Below are 17,274 nucleotides of genomic sequence, written 5' to 3' on the forward strand. Positions count from 1 at the left end.
AAGTAGCGGACCGGCGTGGTGCCGGTCACGACAAGCGAGGAGAGGAACACGATGAGCAGAGTGACGCTGTGGTCGCGGCCGACATGGGACATCGACCGCTGGGTGAAGGACGGTGTTTTGGACGGTTTCACGCCCGCCGCCGAAATCGTGCGGGACGGTGAGGACGCGGTCGTACGCGTGGAACTGCCGGGCGTCGATGTCGACAAGGACGTCACCGTCGAGGTCGATCGCGGCCATCTGGTGATCCGCGGCGAGCGGCGCGACGAGCGCGCAGACGAGGAGGACGGCCGCACCCTGCGCGAGGTGCGCTACGGCTCGTTCCGTAGGTCGTTCAAGCTGCCTGCGCACGCCGCCACGGACGCGATCTCAGCGTCCTACGATGCGGGTGTGCTCACGGTACGGGTCGCCGGCGCTCACCGGGGCGCCCAAGCCCAGCGCATCGCAATCGAAAGCAAATAGCTCTCGACTGACACCAGAGCCGGTGCAGCCCTTTGGGTTTCACCGGCTCTGTCGTCGGCGATGTGCTAGGCCCAGCGCTGCAGCATCTCGTTGGCGTGGACCGACAACGCGCGCTGCAGGAACGGGCCGAAGCTGATCCGGCCGACACCGAGCGGCCCGAACGAGGCGGGGTCGTCCGCCTCCGGCAGCGCGATCGCATTGACCGGCAACGGAAGCTCAGACGTCAACCGCCGCATCGTCTCCGGATCGTGGCGCCCAACCGGATACAACGAGTCGGCACCCGCGGCCGCGGCCTCGGTGAGCCGCGCGATCGCTCTCTGCACGCGGTCGGACTCGTCGCCGTCCTGGCGCAGGAACAGGTCCGTGCGCGCATTCAGGACCACATGCACACCCGCATCGTCAGCGGCCTTACGCAGCGCACCGACCAACTCGGCATGCTCGCCGGACGACCGTAGTCGCTTGCCCTCCTTGTGGACGGTGTCCTCGATGTTCAGTCCGACCGCGCCCGCCTCCAGCAACCCGTTGATGAGCCGGCTCGGCGATTCTCCGTATCCGGACTCGATATCGACCGAGATCGGCACGTCGACCGCTGCGGTGATCTGGGCCACCCGCGTCACGACGTCGTCGAACGACATCACCTCACCGTCCTCCTTGCCGATGGAGTCGGCCATCGGATGGCTGCCGATCGTGAGCGCGGCAAACCCTGCGTCGACCGCCAGCTTGGCCGACCAGGCGTCCCACACGGTCGGCAGGACTACCGGGTTGCCCGGTTGGTGTAAGGCCAGCAGGGAGTCGGCGCGCTCGTTCAGAACCCGGTCGGGCATGGGGAAACCTCCGCTTCAGACGTGATCTGTCTCACTGGGTACTGCATGATGTGAATAACGTCAGGTGTCGTAACGTGATGCCTGACACCCTTCAGCCCAAGGAGGTCAATTGTCCAGCACTACCGAACTTGCCGAACTGCACGAGCTAATCGGAAGCCTGCGGCGGTGTGTCACATCGTTGGCGTCGAGGTATGGCGACAGCCCAGCGACGCGTCGGATCGTCAACGACGCCGAGCGGATCCTCAACGACATCGATCGTCTCGACATTGACGCCGAGGAACTGGAGCTTGCCCGCGGCGTGGTGCAACACCACCACGCCGGCGAAAAAATCTCGATCCCGGACACCGCGTACGACAGCGACTTCTGGCGTGGTGTCGACGACGAGGGTCTCGGCGGAACGCGCTAGGCGCGGGACCTACCGGGACACATCAACACCGAAAGGCAACAGTGAGCGCACCAACCGCCGACCGCAAGGCGACCGGCGTCTTCTCGCCGGGCCGTGCCCAGATCGAGCAGCGCACCTTGCGTACCGACCGATGGTGGCAATCGCCGTTGATCATCGACCTGGGCTTCGCCGCGTTCGTGATCTACGCGACGGTGCGGGCCTTCCTGCAGAACAACTATTACGTCGCCGAGTACCACTACCTCACGCCGTTCTACTCACCGTGCGTGGTGAAGTGGAACGAGGCAACGCAGTCCGGATGCATCCCCGAGGCCAGTCACTTCGGCCAGTTCCTCCCCGACGTCTGGTGGCTGCCCTACGCCGCGGTCACGCTGCCGTTCCTGCTGCTGTTCCGGTTGACGTGCTACTACTACCGCGGTGCCTACTACCGCACCGTGTGGCAGGCGCCGACGGCGTGTGCGGTTGCCGAACCCCACGCGAAATACACCGGCGAAACCCGCTTTCCGCTGATCATCCAGAACACGCACCGGTACTTCTTCTACATTGCCGGCATCATCTCGGTGATCAACACCTACGACGCGATCATCGCCTTCCAGTCGCCGTCCGGCTTCGGATTCGGTTTGGGCAACATCATTCTCGTCGTCAACGTCGTGATGCTGTGGGTGTACACGCTGTCCTGCCACTCGTGCCGCCACGTCGTCGGCGGGCGCCTCAAGCACTTCTCCAAGCATCCGGTCCGGTACTGGATGTGGACTCAGATCAGCAGGCTGAACACGCGGCACAAGCAGTACGCGTGGATCACGCTGGGAACCCTGATGTTGACCGACTTCTACATCATGCTCGTTGCCAGCGGCACTATTTCTGACCTGAGATTCATCGGTTAATGCGGCTGGCTGACAGCCTTTTTCGCGACTTAGTGAGGATTATCAATGGTTGAGGTCGAACGGCACTCCTACGACGTGGTCGTGATCGGTGCCGGCGGCGCGGGTTTGCGTGCTGTCATCGAGGCGCGGGAGCGCGGCCTACGGGTCGCGGTGGTCACGAAGTCGTTGTTCGGTAAAGCGCACACCGTGATGGCCGAGGGCGGCTGCGCCGCCGCGATGGGCAACGCGAACTCCAAGGACAACTGGCAGGTCCACTTCCGCGACACCATGCGTGGCGGGAAATTCTTGAACAACTGGCGCATGGCCGAGTTGCACGCCAAGGAGGCGCCGGACCGCGTGTGGGAGCTGGAGACCTACGGCGCGCTCTTCGACCGCACCAAGGACGGCCGGATCAGCCAGCGCAACTTCGGCGGCCACACCTACCCGCGACTGGCCCACGTCGGCGACCGCACCGGCCTCGAGATCATCCGCACCCTGCAGCAGAAGATCGTCTCGCTGCAGCAGGAGGACAAGGCCGAGTTCGGCGACTACGAGGCCCGTATCAAGGTCTTCCACGAATGCACCATCACCGACCTGGTCAAAGACGGCAGCCCGGGTCCGGGTGTCCCGGAAGGCGGACGGATCGCAGGCGCGTTCGGCTATTGGCGGGAGAGCGGCAGCTTCATCCTCTTCGAGACTCCCGCCGTGGTGCTGGCCACCGGCGGCATCGGCAAGTCCTACAAGGTGACGTCGAACTCGTGGGAGTACACCGGCGACGGGCACGCGTTGGCGCTGCGCGCCGGCGCGACCCTGATCAACATGGAGTTCGTCCAGTTCCACCCGACCGGCATGGTCTGGCCGCCCAGTGTGAAGGGCATCCTGGTCACCGAGGGCGTGCGCGGCGACGGCGGAGTGCTGAAGAACTCCGAGGGCAACCGGTTCATGTTCGATTACATTCCGCCGGTCTTCAAGGGGCAGTACGCCGAGTCAATCGAGGAAGCCGACCAATGGCTCAAGGACAACGACTCCGCGCGACGCACCCCTGACCTGCTCCCGCGCGACGAGGTGGCCCGCGCCATCAACTCCGAGGTCAAGGCAGACCGCGGCACCCCACACGGCGGGGTTTACCTCGACATCGCGTCGCGTCTGCCGGCCGAGGAGATCAAGCGCCGCCTGCCGTCGATGTACCACCAGTTCATGGAGCTCGCCGAGGTCGACATCACCAAGGAGCCCATGGAGGTCGGGCCTACCTGCCACTACGTGATGGGCGGCGTCGAAGTCGATCCCGACACCGGCGCGGCCAAGACACCCGGCTTGTTCGCCGCGGGCGAGTGCGCCGGCGGCATGCACGGGTCCAACCGGCTCGGCGGCAACTCGCTGTCGGACCTGCTGGTGTTCGGCAGACGGGCGGGAATGGGCGCCGCCGACTACGTCCGCGCGCTTTCCGATCGGCCCACAGTGTCCGAGACAGCCCTCGACGACGCAGCCAAGCTGGCGCTCGCGCCGTTCGAGGGTCCGTCCAACGGCGACGCCGCGGAGAATCCGTACACCATCCAACTCGATCTGCAGGACTCGATGAACACCCTGGTCGGCATCATCCGCAAGGCCGACGAGGTGTCCGAGGCCATCGAGAAGCTCAAGGAGCTGCGGGAGCGTTACAAGCGGATCCGCGTCGAGGGTGGCCGGCACTTCAATCCCGGCTGGCATCTTGCCGTCGACCTGCGCAACATGCTCATCGTCAGCGAGTGCATCGCGATGGCCGCGCTGGAACGCACCGAGAGCCGCGGCGGGCACACCCGCGACGACCATCCGTCCATGGACGCCGCGTGGCGCAAGACGCTGCTGGTGTGCCGCGCCGAAGGTGACGTGGTCGTGCCGGACATCACCATCACCCGCGAGGACCAGGTCCCGATGCGCGAGGACCTTCTCGAGCTCATCGAGGTCGAGGAGCTGGAGAAGTACTTCACGCCCGAGGAACTCGCCAACCATTCGGCAAGGAGAGCCTGATGAGCTACCAAGCGAAGATGAGGGTGTGGCGCGGCGACGAAGCCGGCGGCGACCTGCAGGACTACACCGTCGAGGTCAACGAGGGCGAGGTGGTGCTCGATATCATCCATCGCCTGCAGCAGACGCAGACCGGCGATCTGGCCGTGCGGTGGAACTGCAAGGCCGGCAAGTGCGGGTCCTGCTCGGCCGAGATCAACGGGCGGCCGCGGCTGATGTGCATGACCCGGATGTCGACGTTCTCCGAGACGGAGACCATCACCGTCACGCCGCTGCGCGCCTTCCCGGTGATCCGCGACCTCGTCACCGACGTGTCCTTCAATTACGAGAAGGCCAGAGAGATCCCGTCGTTCACGCCGCCCAAGGACCTGCAGCCCGGGGAATACCGGATGATGCAGGAGGATGTGAACCGGTCGCAGGAGTTCCGCAAGTGCATCGAGTGCTTCCTGTGCCAGAACACCTGTCACGTGGTGCGCGACCACGAGGAGAACAAGAAGGCCTTCTCGGGTCCGCGGTATCTGATGCGGCAGACCGAGCTCGACATGCACCCGCTGGACACCCGGGCCGACCGTGCGGTGCAGGCGCAGGAAGAGAACGGCCTGGGCTTCTGCAACATCACCAAGTGCTGCACCGAGGTGTGCCCCGAACACATCAAGATCACCGACAATGCGCTGATCCCGCTCAAGGAGCGCGCGGCCGATCGCAAGTACGACCCGGTGGTGTGGCTGGGGAGCAAGCTGTTCCGGCGGAACTGATTCACGACTGCTCCCGCGGGTAGCCTCTAGTCGAGCGGCCAATCATCGACGAAAGGCAGCGCTATGGGACAGACCGAAAGCGTCAATGACATTCGCACCGCTATCCGCGAGCTGAGTGCCCGCGCCGAGCTGGCTCGAAAAGAGGACCGGCCGGGCGACGCCGACGAGATCGAAGCACGAATTGCGGCGAAACGCCAGGAACTCGGCGAACGACCCTAGGCGCCCAGACGACGGAATGTGCTGCGGTGGAACACGATCGGTGGCACGTCGTCGTGCACCGTGATCGACCGGACCGCCAAGATGACGATCGTGTGGTCCCCCGCTGGGACCAGTTGCTCGATCGAGCTCTCCAGCCACACGCTGGTGCCCCCGACGAAGACGGCGCCGGACTCCCGCGAATGCGTTTCCAGGCCGGCGAACCGGTCGCCGGTCTTGGCGGCCAGCGCGCGCGCGGCGGCGTCGTGCGACTCGCCGAGCAAGCTGATGCCCAGATGGGGCAGGTCCTTGAGCTTGGGCCAGGTCTCCGAGCAGTTCTGTACGCAGAAGGACACCAGCGGCGGGTCGAGAGACACCGGCACGAAAGTGCTCGCCGCCAGACCCACCCGGACACCGTCGACCTCGGCGGCGATCGCGATGACACCGGACGGGAAATGCCCGAATGCCTCTCGCAAAGATGTGGGGCTGAGATCGTTTTCGCTCATCGCCTCCATCTTCACACGTATCAGTCGGCCCAGCGCTGGGCTTCCAACTCAGCGGGACGGCCTGTCTGCATCGGTACGTCGAGACCGTCGTAGATCCCGGGCTTCTGCGTCGACAACCAGTCCAGCGCGCCGAGCAGCCGGTTGGCCGCAGTGGTGTTGCCGCCGTCGGCGCGCGTGCCACCTGGCACGTCGGCGCGACTGGTGATGGTGAGCTCGGGGTCGCCGTGCACGATCACCCGGTGGTCGCCCACTCCCTGGTCGGGATACGGCCAGTCAGGTGCGCAGGATTCGTGGATGCGGGTGATGTGGTCGATGACGATTCGCTCGCGACCGCCCGACTTTCCGATCACCTTGAGCCAGAACGCGCCCTGGGTGCCCTTGTCGAACCGGCCCATCACGGTGTCGACGGACTTCTCCAGCGGACGCCGCTCGATCTCCTCGGTGATCTCGTCGAGTTCCAGGCCGAGCCCGCGCGCGATGAGCCGAAGGTTGCCTCCCCACACCATGGTCGGGATGGACGGCAGCAGCATCATCGGCACCTCGTCCATGGGGCCCCCAAAACCACAAAGCACCCGCACAGAATTCGGCTGGTTGTAGGTGGAGTAGTCGAAGATCTCTTGACAGTGGATCGACTGGATCCGCGTGCACAACCCTGCGGCGATGACCGCCAGCGCATCATTTCCCCAGCCGGGGTCGACACCGCTGACGAGCAGGGTTGCCCCGCCCTCCTCGGCGGCCTGGTTCAGGCGGTCGACCCACTCCTGCGGCGCCGAGCGCGGGTCGTAGAGCGAGTAGAGCGACGGTGTGACGACGTGCGAACCGGCGCGCAGACACCGTTCGATGTCGGCGATCGCCTCGTCGGGGCGGATGTCGCCGGACGCCATGTACGCCACCGCGTCACAGGCCGCCAGGACCGCGTCGACATCAGTGGAGGCCGTGACGCCCGTCGGCTGATCCAGGTTAGCGAAGGTGGCTGCATCCTTGCCGGCCTTGTCCGGCGAAGACGTGATGACGCCTGTCAGTTTCAACCCGGGAAACGCCACCGCGCTCCGGATCGACGTAGCCCCCATATTGCCTGTTCCCCATACCGCGACTCGAAGCACGCGTCCACCCTATCGGGCCGTCCCGTGACGAGATTCACAGTGACCAAAAGCGCCCCGAAAACCGGTCGCCAGCTGCCCGTTTAGTGTCCCGACCAACCACCGGGTTGCTTAGGTCTTGGAAATTGCTCTCGGCTGCTTTGTGTTGAAGTTACCGGGCGGTATAGTTCGGAGCAGTTACTGGTGGGTAACTTAGCCAAAAGTACCCAACCACAGGCGGCACTCTCGACGAGGAGGAACAGTGAGCCACTACAAGAGCAACGTACGTGACCAGGAATTCAATCTTTTCGAGGTCTTCGGACTCGACAAGGTTCTCGGTGACGGCGATTACACGGACATCGACGCCGACACGGCGCGCGAGATGCTCAGCGAGATGGCGAAGCTGGCCGCGGGGCCCGTGGCGGAATCTTTCGCTGACGCCGACCGCAACCCGCCGGTGTTCGATCCCAAGACGCACACGGTGACGCTGCCGGAGTCCTTCAAGAAGTCGATGCGCGTGCTGCTCGACGGCGGTTGGGACAAAGTCGGCGTGCTCGAGGAACTCGGCGGCATGCCGATGCCCCGTGCGCTGCAGTGGGCCCTGATCGAGCACATCCTCGGCGCCAACCCGGCGGCCTACATGTATGCGATGGGCTCGGGTATGGCCGAGATCTTCTACAAGAACGGCACTGACGAGCAGAAGAAATGGGCCGTGCTGGCCGCCGAACGCAATTGGGGCGCCACCATGGTGCTGACCGAGCCCGACGCGGGCTCCGACGTCGGCGCCGGCCGCACCAAGGCCGTGCAGCAGGCCGACGGCACCTGGCACATCGACGGCGTCAAGCGCTTCATCACGTCGGGCGATTCCGATGACCTGTTCGAGAACATCATGCATCTGGTGCTGGCCCGCCCCGAGGGCGCCGGCCCGGGCACCAAGGGTCTGTCGCTGTTCTTCGTGCCGAAGTTCCATTTCGATCCCGAGACCGGTGAGCCCGGTGAGCGCAACGGCGTCTACGTCACCAACGTCGAGCACAAGATGGGCCTGAAGGTCTCGGCCACCTGTGAGCTCTCGCTGGGTCAACACGACAAGCCCGCCGTCGGCTGGCTTGTCGGCGAGGTGCACGACGGCATCGCGCAGATGTTCGACGTCATCGAGCAGGCCCGAATGATGGTGGGCACCAAGGCCATTGCGACGCTGTCGACCGGCTACCTCAACGCCCTGGAGTACGCCAAGGAGCGCGTGCAGGGTGCCGACATGACGCAGATGACCGACAAGACGGCTCCGCGCGTCACGATCACGCACCACCCAGATGTGCGTCGTTCGCTGATGACCCAGAAGGCATACGCCGAGGGCCTGCGGGCGCTGTACCTGTTCACGGCGACCTACCAGGACGCCGCGGTGGCCAAGACCGTGCATGACGTCGACCCGGAGCTGGCGGTCAAGGTCAACGACCTGCTGCTCCCGATCGTCAAGGGTGTGGGCTCCGAGCAGGCCTACGCCAAGCTGACCGAGAGTCTGCAGACCTTCGGCGGTTCGGGCTTCCTGCAGGACTACCCGGTGGAGCAGTACATCCGCGACGCCAAGATCGACTCGTTGTACGAAGGCACCACGGCCATCCAGGCGCAGGACTTCTTCTTCCGCAAGATCGTCCGCGACAAGGGTGTGGCCTTGGCCCACGTGGCCGGACAGATCGAGCAGTTCGTCAAGAACGAGTCCGGCAACGGGCGGCTGAAGGCGGAGCGTGCGCTGCTGGCCACCGCGCTGGAAGACGTGCAGGCCATGGCGGCCACGCTCACCGGTTATCTGATGGCAGCGCAGGAGAACCCGGCCGAGCTGTACAAGGTCGGACTCGGTTCGGTGCGCTTCCTGATGAGCGTCGGCGATCTGGTGATCGGCTGGCTGCTTGCCAAGCAGGCCGCGGTGGCCATCGAGGCGCTGGACAACGGCGCAGCGGATGCCGATCGCGCCTTCTACGAAGGCAAGATCGGCGTGGCCTCGTTCTTCGCGAAGAACTTCCTGCCGATGCTGACCAGCACCCGCCAGGTCGTCGAGCACCTCGACAACGACCTGATGGAACTCGACGAAGCGGCGTTCTAACCCCACCGCCGCTTCAACCAAAAGGCCCCCGGACTCTTCCCGGGGGCCTTTTGCGGTACATGACATGGGGGCGGGTTCGGGAGGACTGTGGGTGCGTCACATTGGTCTCGCGCGTCCGGCTTTCAACCCTCACCGGCACTTCGGATTAGTCACTCCCGAACCCGTCGTGCGATCGATCGTACGCTTGTGACTGCAGTCACACCAGGGCGATTTTCAACCCTTTCCGACCTCGGCTCGCAGAAGTGCGCGGGTGCGCGCACGCACCTCCGGTGAAGCGTCGAAGATCGATGCGGTGAACTCGTCGACACCTGCTGCGCTCAGTTCGTCGAGGCGCTGTGACACGGTCTCCTCGTCGCCGATGATCGCGGCATCCTCGGGTCCGACATACCCTTCGCGGTCGAGCATCGCGCGGTACGACGGCAGCGAACCGTAGATCGCGAACTCCTCTGCGGCCTGCCTACGCGCCCCGTCGACGTCGTCGGTCACGCTGATCGGCAGTGACGCGGCCACCCGCACCGCCGACTCCGGGCGACCCGCCTCTGCCGCCGCACCGCGCAGTGTCGGCACGACATGTTCGGCAAGGGTCTTCGGTCCGGTCATCCAGGTGAGCGTCCCGGCAGTGCGCCGTCCCGCCAGCCGCAGCATCTGCGGACCGAGCGCCGCGAGGTATACGTCCGGTGCCGGCGCGCCGGGAATCTGCAACGACCCGCGCGTCGTCCAGAATTCGCCGGTCGAATCCGCGGGCTGCCCCGCCAACAGCGGCTGCAGACAGTCGAGATACTCACGCATCTGACGCACCGCCCTGTCCCACGAGATTCCCCACACCCCTTCGGTCACCATGCGATGGCTCATGCCGATACCGAGTGAGAACCGGCCTCCGCCGACAAGGCTGAGCGTGAGAGCGCGTTGGGCCAGCTGCATCGGGTGCTGCACCTGGATGGGTATGACGGCCGAGCCCACCTCGATGCCGTCGACCTCGCGCAGCGCGATGCCGAGCGCGATGGGCAGGTCAGCGTCGTAGGGAAGCTGAGCCATCCAGACCCTGCGGAAGCCCTCGTCGCGTAGCTTGGCGAGGTTGTTCACCAGGGAGTCGACGGGAGACGGTCCGGCGTTGTTCAGTCCGACGATGGAAAGGCTGATGTCCATACCCGTCATCGAAGCACGCGAATGCGAACATACTTGCCGATGACGACCGAACTGGCTCGACTCCAACACTTCGGCCCCAACTGGTTCGCGTCGGTGATGGGCACGGGCATCGTCGCCACCGCAGGTGCCACGCTGCCGATCCACATTCCCGGGCTGCACGTGTTCACGCGCGTCGTATGGGTGGCGGCGGCGGTACTGCTCGTGGTGCTCATCATCGCGGTGACAGTGCAACGCGTTCGGCATCCGTCGGCCTCGCGCAGCCACGCCCGCAACCCTCAGATGGCGCACTTCTACGGTGCCGCTCCGATGGCACTGCTGACAGTCGGATCGGGCGCCTTGCTGATCGGCAAGGACCTGATCGGCGAGCGCGTCGCCGTGGACCTGGCGTGGGTGTTGTGGACGGCGGGCACCATCGGCGGGTTGTTCACCGCCGCGACCATCCCGTTCCTGATGTTCACGCAGATCAACGTCGAACCGGACGCGGCATTCGGCGGCTGGCTCATGCCCGTCGTGCCACCCATGGTGTCCGCGGCGGCAGGCGCGCTGCTGATCCCCCACATGGCCGAAGGCACCGGCCGCACCACGATGCTGTACGGCTGCTATGCGATGTTCGGACTGTCACTCGTCGCCGCGCTGATCATCATCTCGATGATCTGGAGCCGTCTCGCCCTCTACGGCACCTCGGGAACCACCCGGGTGCCGACGCTGTGGATCGTGCTCGGCCCGCTCGGTCAGGGCATCACCGCCGCGGGCCTGCTCGGTGCGAATGCGGCGTTGGCCGTCCCGCCGGAACTGGCCGGCGGGATGAACGTGTTCGCGGTGTTGTTCGGTGTGCCCGTGTGGGGCTTCGCGGTGCTGTGGATCGTGCTGGCCACCGAACTCACCGTCCGCACACTGCGGCGTGGGATGCCATTCGCTCTGACGTGGTGGAGCCTGACGTTCCCCGTGGGCACGTTCGTCACCGGCACGACGCAGCTGGCGAACCACACCGGGCTGCCCGCGTTCCGGGTGGCCGCCGCGATCGCCTACCTCGCCCTGTTGGGGACATGGGGCTTGGTCGCGGTGCAGACCGCTCGCGGAAGCCTCGGCGGAGGCCTGTTCACTCCACCTCCGGCCGCCGGGCCGATCAAGGCCAAAAAGGATCCGCCGCCCGGCGCCTAGGCCCCGCGAACGTGGGTTACCCGCACGCTCTAAGCCTGTTGGACGTGCCGCAAGCCCACACTCGCGGGCACAAAGTTAAGAGCCCCGTGCTGACGTCGGGTCGGGGGGTCAGACGCCAACACGGAGCTATCCGGTGTATCGGCGGCTTCTACGGAGCCGTTACACGCATTACCGAAATACTTCTCAGGCCTCGAGAATCGCAGCCACGCCCTGGCCGCCAGCTGCGCAGATCGAGATCAAACCGCGGACCGGACCGCCCGTCTGCTTCTTCTTTTCGGCCAATTGCTTGGCCAGCTGCGCAACGATCCGACCGCCGGTCGCGGCGAACGGATGGCCCGCTGCCAGCGACGATCCGTTGACGTTGAGCTTGGATCTGTCGATGCTGCCCAACGCCTGGTCGAGACCGAGCCGCTCCTTGCAGTACTCCTCGGACTCCCACGCCGCCAGTGTGGCGAGGACCACAGAGGCGAACGCCTCGTGAACCTCGTAGAAGTCGAAGTCGCCAAGACCCAGGCCATTTCGCGCCAGCAGCCGAGGCACCGCGTAGGTGGGCGCCATCAACAGGCCGTCATCGCCGTTGACGTAGTCGACCGCTGCGGTTTCGCCGTCGACGAAATACGCCAGCGGCTCGATTCCGCGAGCGGACGCCCACTCGTCGGTGCCCAGCAGCGCCACCGAGGCGCCGTCGGTCAGCGGGGTCGAGTTGCCCGCCGTCATCGTCGCGTCGCCGGCCTTCACGCCGAACACCGGCTTGAGCTTGGCCAGCTTCTCGGCCGACGAATCGGCGCGCAGATTGTTGTCGCGGTAGACACCGAGGAATCCGGTGACGAGGTCGTCGAAGAACCCGCGGTCGTAGGCGGCAGACATGTTCCGGTGGCTGGCCGCCGCCAGCTCGTCCTGATCGACGCGCTTGACGCCCATCTTCTTCGCGGTGATCGCGGCGTGCTCACCCATCGACAGACCCGTGCGCGGCTCGCTGTTAACCGGGATCTCCACACCGAGCGATGCGGGCAGCTTGCCGACCAGCTTGAGCCGGTCGACGTTGGACTTCGAGCGTCGCAAGCCGAGCAGTACGCGCCGCAGGTCGTCGCCGAACGCGATCGGAGCGTCGGAGGCGGTATCAACACCCCCTGCCGCCGCCACCTCGTAGCGGCCCGCGGCGACGCCGTCGGCGGCGGCGATGGTGGCCTGCAATCCCGTCCCGCAGGCCTGCTGAATGTCGAACGCCGGGGTGTAGGCCGACAACGAGCTGCCGAGGACGCACTCGCGCATCAGGTTGAAGTCGCGGCTGTGCTTGAGCACCGCGCCGCCGATGACGGCTCCCAGCGTCTCGCCTGCCAGGTTGTAGCGGTCGATCAGGCCGTCCAGCGCGGCGGTGAACATGTCCTGGTTGGAGGCGTTGGCGTACGCGCCGTCCGAGCGGGCGAAGGGAATTCTGTTGCCACCGAGAATCGCGACCCGTCGACGGGTATCACTAGCCATGAGACCCATAGTACCCACCCTTCTTACTCTGGAGTAAGTTCGTCCCCATGGCTACCGATCTGTACTCGCAACTCGTCCACTCGACGCCCGGATCGTTCCTCGCCAAGCAGCTCGGCATCCCGCAGCCCGAGACGCTGCGCCGCTATAAGGCAGGCGACGCACCACTGGCAGGCACGCTGCTGATCGGCGGTGAGGGCCGGGTTGTCGAACCGCTGCGGACCGCGCTGTCCGAGGACTACGAGGTCGTCTCCAACAACCTCGGCGGCCGCTGGGCCGACTCGTTCGGCGGGCTGGTGTACGACGCCACCGGCATCACCGCACCCGTCGACCTCAAGGGCCTGTACGAGTTCTTCACGCCCTTGCTGCGCAACTTCGGGCCGTCGGGACGCGTCGTCGTCATCGGGACCACCCCCGACGAGGCCGGCAGCGTGTCCGAACGCATCGCGCAGCGCGCCCTTGAGGGGTTCACACGCTCGCTCGGCAAGGAGATGCGGCGCGGCGCCACCGTGAACCTCGTGTACGTGGCGGCCGGCGCGAAGCCCGCCGCGACCGGCCTCGAGTCGACGCTGCGGTTTTTGCTCTCGGGAAAGTCCGCCTATGTGGACGGGCAGGTGTTCCGGGTCGGTGCCGACGATTCGGCGCCACCCGCAGACTGGGATCGGCCACTCGACGGCAAGATCGCCTTGGTCACCGGCGCGGCGCGCGGTATCGGTGCCACAATCGCCGACGTGTTCGCGCGTGACGGTGCCAGCGTGATCGTCGTCGACGTCGAGGGCGCCCACGACGATCTCGGAAAGGTCGCATCGAAGGTCGGCGCGACCGCGCTCACGCTCGACGTCACGGCCGACGACGCGGTGGACCGCATTGCCGAACACCTGCGCGAGCACTACCACGGCTCGCGCCTCGACATCCTCGTCAACAATGCGGGCATCACCCGCGACAAGCTCCTCGCCAACATGGACGAAGCCCGCTGGGACGCCGTCGTGGCCGTCAATCTCCTTGCCCCGCTTCGCCTTACCGAAGGTTTGGTGGACAACGGGACGATCGGCGAGGGTGGGCGGGTCGTCGGGTTGTCGTCGATGGCCGGCATCGCAGGCAACCGTGGGCAGACGAACTACGCCGCCACGAAGGCGGGCATGATCGGACTGACCGACGCGCTGTCCGCCGAGTATGCCGACAAGGGCATCACGGTCAACGCCGTCGCGCCCGGCTTCATCGAAACCAAGATGACCGAAGCCATCCCGCTGGCGACGCGCGAGGTGGGACGCCGGCTCAACTCGCTGTATCAGGGCGGCCAGCCGGTCGACGTCGCCGAGACCATCGCCTACTTCGCCAGCCCCGCATCGAATGCCGTCACGGGCAACACGATCCGGGTATGCGGCCAGGCCATGCTGGGGGCGTGAGCGCGATGAACAACATGCTCCGCGCGGCCGTGGGTGCGCTGCCGTTCATCCCGCGCGACGAGTCGCTGCCGGACCGTACCCTGACCGTCGAGGATCTGCCGATCGACAGCGCGAACGTGGCGGCCTACGCCGCGGTGACCGGGCTGCGATTCGGCGACACCGTGCCGCTGACCTATCCGTTCGCGCTGACGTTTCCGACCGTCATGTCATTGGTCACCGGCTTCGACTTCCCGTTCGCCGCCTTGGGTTCGGTGCACATCGAGAACCACATCACGCAGCACCGCCCGATCGCGGTGACCGACTCCGTGTCGGTGCAGGTGCACGCCGAGAACCTGCGCGAACACCGACGCGGCCTGCTCGTCGACATCATCACCGAGGTGAACGTCGGCAACGAGACCGCATGGCATCAGGTGACGACCTTCCTGCATCAGCAGAAGACCAGCCTCTCCGACGAGCCGAAGCCGCCGCCGCAGAAGCAACCGAAGTTGGGTCCCCCGAACGCGGTGCTGCGCATAACGCCGGGCCAGATCAGGCACTACGCATCCGTCGGCGGGGACCACAACCCGATTCACACCAACCCGATCGCCGCCAAGCTGTTCGGCTTTCCGACGGTGATCGCACACGGAATGTTCAGTGCTGCAGCGGTTCTGGCGAATATCGAGGGCCAACTGCCCGACGCGGTGAAGTATTCGGTGCGGTTCGTCAAGCCGGTGGTGTTGCCTGCGCGGGCAAACCTCTACGTCGAGCGCGTAACCGACGGCTGGGAGCTGGCGCTGCGCCACGCCGCCAAGGGCGATCCCCATCTGTTGGGTTCGGTGACAGCGCTCTAAGGGATCGTGCCGATAACGCCTAGCTGGCGGTGATCGCCGTCGCGTCCTTCTTCGACCCCGGGTCGCTACGCTCCTGCCCGCCGACGTCGGACTGCTTGCCCTTCAGGCCACGCCAGAACAGGTTGATCATCAGTTCCGCGGCTTCGTCCACGGAGGCGTCGCCGGTGCTGACGCGCGCGGCCACGGCCTCGCCCGCCCCCACCAGCGCGACGGCCATCATGTCGAAGTCGGTGTCCGGCTCAGGATTGCGCGTGCCCGCGCGTAGCAGCCGGCCGACCAGGTCGATGATCCGCTCGCGGCCCTCGCGCACGGTGTGGGCGAAGGCCTGCGAACTGGTGGCCTGGTTGTAAAGCACCATCCACGACGCCCGGTTGGTGTCGATGTAGGTGAGAAACGCCAGAACAGCGTTGCGCAGCAGGTCTTTCGGGCTCTGTGTGAAATCGATCTTGTCGCGCACATCTTCGACGAATCGGGACAACTCGCGGTTCAGGCACGCACCGAACAACTCCTCTTTGGAGCCGTAGTAGAGGTACAGCATGGGTTTGGAGATCTTGGCTTCGGCGGCGATGGCATCCATCGACGTCTCGTGGTAGCCGTTCACCGAGAAAATCTGCACGGCGGCGTCGAGCATTTGTTGCTCACGCACCGCGCGTGGCAACCGCTTGGTTCCACCTGCCATTACTCAAGAGTAAGCAATAGGCGAACTCTGGGGGTCAGCAGCGCGACTCCTGCCAAATATCAGCAGCGCGGGTTGGGACCTTTGACCCCAGCCATCCGCAGCACCGACGCGTCGACCTGAGGCATCGACAACTCGCCTGTCGAGACCGCCTTTTCCAACCGGTCCAGCACGGCAGGCACCTCGCCCGTCGTCACCCACAACGCGGTGTCGGCGCCGGCCTGCAATCCGCGCAGCGCCGCCTCGGCGACGCCGAAGCGATCCGAGATCGCCTGCATGGAGGACAGGTCGTCGGTGAAGACGGGTCCGTTGAACGGCGGGCCGCCGTAGTCGCCGGAGCGCAGCAGCGCGTACGCACTCGGGCTGAGACTGGCCGGTTCGTTGCCGGTGAGTCCGGGAATCTGCATGTGGCCGACCATCACTCCGACCGGCAGCTGTGTGTTCAGCGTGCGATACGGAACCAGGTCTGCGTTCTGCAGATCACCGATCGGAGGCGCGGTGACACTGCCGGTGTGAGAGTCCCCGGAACCGCTCCCGTGCCCCGGGAAGTGCTTGAGCACCGGCAGCATTCCGGCGTCGCGCAGGCCGCGCGCGTAAGCGCCGGCGTAGTCGGTGACCACGGCGGGGTCCGATCCGAAGGAGCGGTCGCCGATCACGGTGTCGTCCGGAGCGTTCGAGATATCCACCACCGGCGCGAAGTCGATCGTGATGCCTTTGCTCCGCATCGCCTGACCACGTTGCAGCGCAATGGCATACACCTGCTCGGGTGTCTGGGTCCGCGCCAGCTCTCGTGCCGACGGCTGGGTGCCGATCACCGCAGACAGCCGCGAAACCCGGCCACCCTCTTCGTCGACGCTCACTGCCAGCGGTAGGGGCGCCGCCGAGTTCGCGATGTCGACCAGCGAGCCGTCGGTGACCATCGACAGGTCGGTCCAGCTGCCGATCATGATCCCGCCGACGTGCTGGCTCTCGACCACGGCTCGCGCGTCGGCCGCGTTGGTGACGCCGACCATCAACAGCTGCGCGAGCTTGTCGCGGGTCGAGATCTGCGACAGCAGCTCCGGCCCCTGGCCGCACGCCGGGGCCGGGACCAGTACCGGCGCCTGCGGCACCGCCGTCGCCGCCATCTCCGGATGCGGGACCTCCTGATCCGCCGCCGTCGAGCACGCGGACACGAGCACGGGCAACGCCACCGCGGCGCACAGCCCGCGCAACCCCGAACCAATTGAAACCATGGGCCCCGACCCTAGTAGGAAACGAAGCCGCGTTCGATCCCCCGGTCCCGCAGTTTGTCGAACTGACGGTGACCGAGTACTCGTAGCCGTCCAGATATGGGTGGTCACCACCCGTTGAAGACCAGCTCACCGCAGTCGACGGGCACGGCATACAT

At 65.9% G+C, this 17,274-nt stretch carries 17 protein-coding genes; 10 read left to right on the forward strand and 7 right to left on the reverse strand.

Features of this window, described 5'->3' with window-relative positions; translation table 11 throughout:
* Positions 1 to 51: 51 nt before the first annotated feature.
* The gene (locus BST47_RS23795; RefSeq protein WP_083128204.1) at positions 52 to 459 is read left to right on the forward strand and encodes an Hsp20/alpha crystallin family protein; all 408 of its coding nucleotides are present in this window, start codon (positions 52 to 54) and stop codon (positions 457 to 459) included.
* Between the two features lie 65 nt (positions 460 to 524).
* Here BST47_RS23795 and BST47_RS23800 read toward each other — a convergent pair whose 3' ends face one another.
* The gene (locus BST47_RS23800; RefSeq protein ID WP_083128141.1) at positions 525 to 1,283 is read right to left on the reverse strand and encodes an isocitrate lyase/PEP mutase family protein; all 759 of its coding nucleotides are present in this window, start codon (positions 1,281 to 1,283) and stop codon (positions 525 to 527) included.
* Positions 1,284 to 1,392: 109 nt separating this feature from the next.
* On the opposite strand from BST47_RS23800, the gene BST47_RS23805 reads away from it, so the two are divergent.
* The 5 genes from BST47_RS23805 to BST47_RS30795 all read left to right on the forward strand — a co-directional run bounded on the left by BST47_RS23805 (position 1,393) and on the right by BST47_RS30795 (position 5,527).
* The gene (locus BST47_RS23805; RefSeq protein ID WP_083128142.1) at positions 1,393 to 1,689 is read left to right on the forward strand and encodes an Rv0250c family protein; all 297 of its coding nucleotides are present in this window, start codon (positions 1,393 to 1,395) and stop codon (positions 1,687 to 1,689) included.
* A 41-nt stretch (positions 1,690 to 1,730) separates the two neighbouring features.
* Positions 1,731 to 2,570, forward strand: coding sequence for a succinate dehydrogenase subunit SdhC (locus tag BST47_RS23810; RefSeq protein ID WP_083128143.1), 840 nt, complete (start codon positions 1,731 to 1,733; stop codon positions 2,568 to 2,570).
* Between the two features lie 45 nt (positions 2,571 to 2,615).
* Positions 2,616 to 4,556, forward strand: coding sequence for a fumarate reductase/succinate dehydrogenase flavoprotein subunit (locus tag BST47_RS23815; protein WP_083128144.1), 1,941 nt, complete (start codon positions 2,616 to 2,618; stop codon positions 4,554 to 4,556).
* Positions 4,556 to 5,308, forward strand: coding sequence for a succinate dehydrogenase/fumarate reductase iron-sulfur subunit (locus BST47_RS23820; RefSeq protein ID WP_083128145.1), 753 nt, complete (start codon positions 4,556 to 4,558; stop codon positions 5,306 to 5,308). The genes BST47_RS23815 and BST47_RS23820 overlap by 1 nt, the downstream gene beginning before the upstream one ends.
* 63 nt (positions 5,309 to 5,371) lie before the next feature.
* Positions 5,372 to 5,527: a hypothetical protein gene (locus tag BST47_RS30795; protein ID WP_165799846.1), complete on the forward strand. Its 156-nt coding sequence runs from the start codon at positions 5,372 to 5,374 to the stop codon at positions 5,525 to 5,527.
* Here the strand turns inward: BST47_RS30795 and BST47_RS23825 are convergent.
* The gene (locus tag BST47_RS23825) at positions 5,524 to 6,009 is read right to left on the reverse strand and encodes a flavin reductase family protein (RefSeq protein WP_083128205.1); all 486 of its coding nucleotides are present in this window, start codon (positions 6,007 to 6,009) and stop codon (positions 5,524 to 5,526) included. The genes BST47_RS30795 and BST47_RS23825 overlap by 4 nt on opposite strands.
* 20 nt (positions 6,010 to 6,029) lie before the next feature.
* Positions 6,030 to 7,079, reverse strand: a complete 1,050-nt coding sequence (locus BST47_RS23830) for an NAD(P)H-dependent amine dehydrogenase family protein (protein WP_234809842.1) — start codon at positions 7,077 to 7,079, stop codon at positions 6,030 to 6,032.
* A 271-nt stretch (positions 7,080 to 7,350) separates the two neighbouring features.
* Between BST47_RS23830 and BST47_RS23835 the strand changes: the two genes are divergently transcribed.
* The gene (locus BST47_RS23835) at positions 7,351 to 9,186 is read left to right on the forward strand and encodes an acyl-CoA dehydrogenase (protein WP_083128147.1); all 1,836 of its coding nucleotides are present in this window, start codon (positions 7,351 to 7,353) and stop codon (positions 9,184 to 9,186) included.
* 213 nt (positions 9,187 to 9,399) lie between these two features.
* Here BST47_RS23835 and BST47_RS23840 read toward each other — a convergent pair whose 3' ends face one another.
* Positions 9,400 to 10,332: a TIGR03564 family F420-dependent LLM class oxidoreductase gene (locus BST47_RS23840; RefSeq protein ID WP_107529069.1), complete on the reverse strand. Its 933-nt coding sequence runs from the start codon at positions 10,330 to 10,332 to the stop codon at positions 9,400 to 9,402.
* 39 nt (positions 10,333 to 10,371) lie between these two features.
* On the opposite strand from BST47_RS23840, the gene BST47_RS23845 reads away from it, so the two are divergent.
* Entirely contained in the window at positions 10,372 to 11,493 is a 1,122-nt protein-coding gene (locus tag BST47_RS23845; protein ID WP_083128149.1) for a TDT family transporter, read from the forward strand.
* A gap of 183 nt (positions 11,494 to 11,676) precedes the next feature.
* On the opposite strand, the gene BST47_RS23850 is transcribed toward BST47_RS23845, so the two are convergent.
* Positions 11,677 to 12,975 (reverse strand): acetyl-CoA C-acetyltransferase, encoded by a 1,299-nt coding sequence (locus BST47_RS23850; RefSeq protein ID WP_083128206.1) that lies wholly within the window; start codon positions 12,973 to 12,975, stop codon positions 11,677 to 11,679.
* A gap of 47 nt (positions 12,976 to 13,022) precedes the next feature.
* On the opposite strand from BST47_RS23850, the gene BST47_RS23855 reads away from it, so the two are divergent.
* The gene (locus BST47_RS23855) at positions 13,023 to 14,378 is read left to right on the forward strand and encodes a 3-oxoacyl-ACP reductase (RefSeq protein WP_083128150.1); all 1,356 of its coding nucleotides are present in this window, start codon (positions 13,023 to 13,025) and stop codon (positions 14,376 to 14,378) included.
* Between the two features lie 5 nt (positions 14,379 to 14,383).
* On the forward strand, positions 14,384 to 15,208 hold the full coding sequence (locus BST47_RS23860) for a MaoC/PaaZ C-terminal domain-containing protein (protein WP_083128207.1): 825 nt from the start codon (positions 14,384 to 14,386) through the stop codon (positions 15,206 to 15,208).
* A gap of 19 nt (positions 15,209 to 15,227) precedes the next feature.
* Here the strand turns inward: BST47_RS23860 and BST47_RS23865 are convergent, their stop codons facing one another.
* Positions 15,228 to 15,887 (reverse strand): TetR/AcrR family transcriptional regulator, encoded by a 660-nt coding sequence (locus tag BST47_RS23865; RefSeq protein ID WP_083128151.1) that lies wholly within the window; start codon positions 15,885 to 15,887, stop codon positions 15,228 to 15,230.
* Between the two features lie 59 nt (positions 15,888 to 15,946).
* Positions 15,947 to 17,119: a glycoside hydrolase family 3 N-terminal domain-containing protein gene (locus BST47_RS23870; RefSeq protein WP_083128152.1), complete on the reverse strand. Its 1,173-nt coding sequence runs from the start codon at positions 17,117 to 17,119 to the stop codon at positions 15,947 to 15,949.
* Positions 17,120 to 17,274 lie beyond the last annotated feature (155 nt).

This window comes from Mycolicibacterium tusciae (assembly GCF_002086795.1).
GTDB lineage: Bacteria > Actinomycetota > Actinomycetes > Mycobacteriales > Mycobacteriaceae > Mycobacterium > Mycobacterium tusciae.

Bases quoted from the DNA above. Each gene is read 5' to 3' on its own strand.
- BST47_RS23795 (WP_083128204.1), top strand. From the start codon at position 52: ATGAGCAGAGTGACGCTGTGGTCGCGGCCGACATGGGACATCGACCGC.
- BST47_RS23800 (WP_083128141.1), bottom strand. From the start codon at position 1,283: ATGCCCGACCGGGTTCTGAACGAGCGCGCCGACTCCCTGCTGGCCTTA.
- BST47_RS23815 (WP_083128144.1), top strand. From the start codon at position 2,616: ATGGTTGAGGTCGAACGGCACTCCTACGACGTGGTCGTGATCGGTGCC.
- BST47_RS23820 (WP_083128145.1), top strand. From the start codon at position 4,556: ATGAGCTACCAAGCGAAGATGAGGGTGTGGCGCGGCGACGAAGCCGGC.
- BST47_RS30795 (WP_165799846.1), top strand. From the start codon at position 5,372: ATGGGACAGACCGAAAGCGTCAATGACATTCGCACCGCTATCCGCGAG.
- BST47_RS23825 (WP_083128205.1), bottom strand. From the start codon at position 6,009: ATGAGCGAAAACGATCTCAGCCCCACATCTTTGCGAGAGGCATTCGGG.
- BST47_RS23830 (WP_234809842.1), bottom strand. From the start codon at position 7,079: ATGGGGGCTACGTCGATCCGGAGCGCGGTGGCGTTTCCCGGGTTGAAA.
- BST47_RS23840 (WP_107529069.1), bottom strand. From the start codon at position 10,332: ATGGACATCAGCCTTTCCATCGTCGGACTGAACAACGCCGGACCGTCT.
- BST47_RS23845 (WP_083128149.1), top strand. From the start codon at position 10,372: ATGACGACCGAACTGGCTCGACTCCAACACTTCGGCCCCAACTGGTTC.
- BST47_RS23850 (WP_083128206.1), bottom strand. From the start codon at position 12,975: ATGGCTAGTGATACCCGTCGACGGGTCGCGATTCTCGGTGGCAACAGA.
- BST47_RS23855 (WP_083128150.1), top strand. From the start codon at position 13,023: ATGGCTACCGATCTGTACTCGCAACTCGTCCACTCGACGCCCGGATCG.
- BST47_RS23860 (WP_083128207.1), top strand. From the start codon at position 14,384: ATGAACAACATGCTCCGCGCGGCCGTGGGTGCGCTGCCGTTCATCCCG.
- BST47_RS23865 (WP_083128151.1), bottom strand. From the start codon at position 15,887: ATGGCAGGTGGAACCAAGCGGTTGCCACGCGCGGTGCGTGAGCAACAA.
- BST47_RS23870 (WP_083128152.1), bottom strand. From the start codon at position 17,119: ATGGTTTCAATTGGTTCGGGGTTGCGCGGGCTGTGCGCCGCGGTGGCG.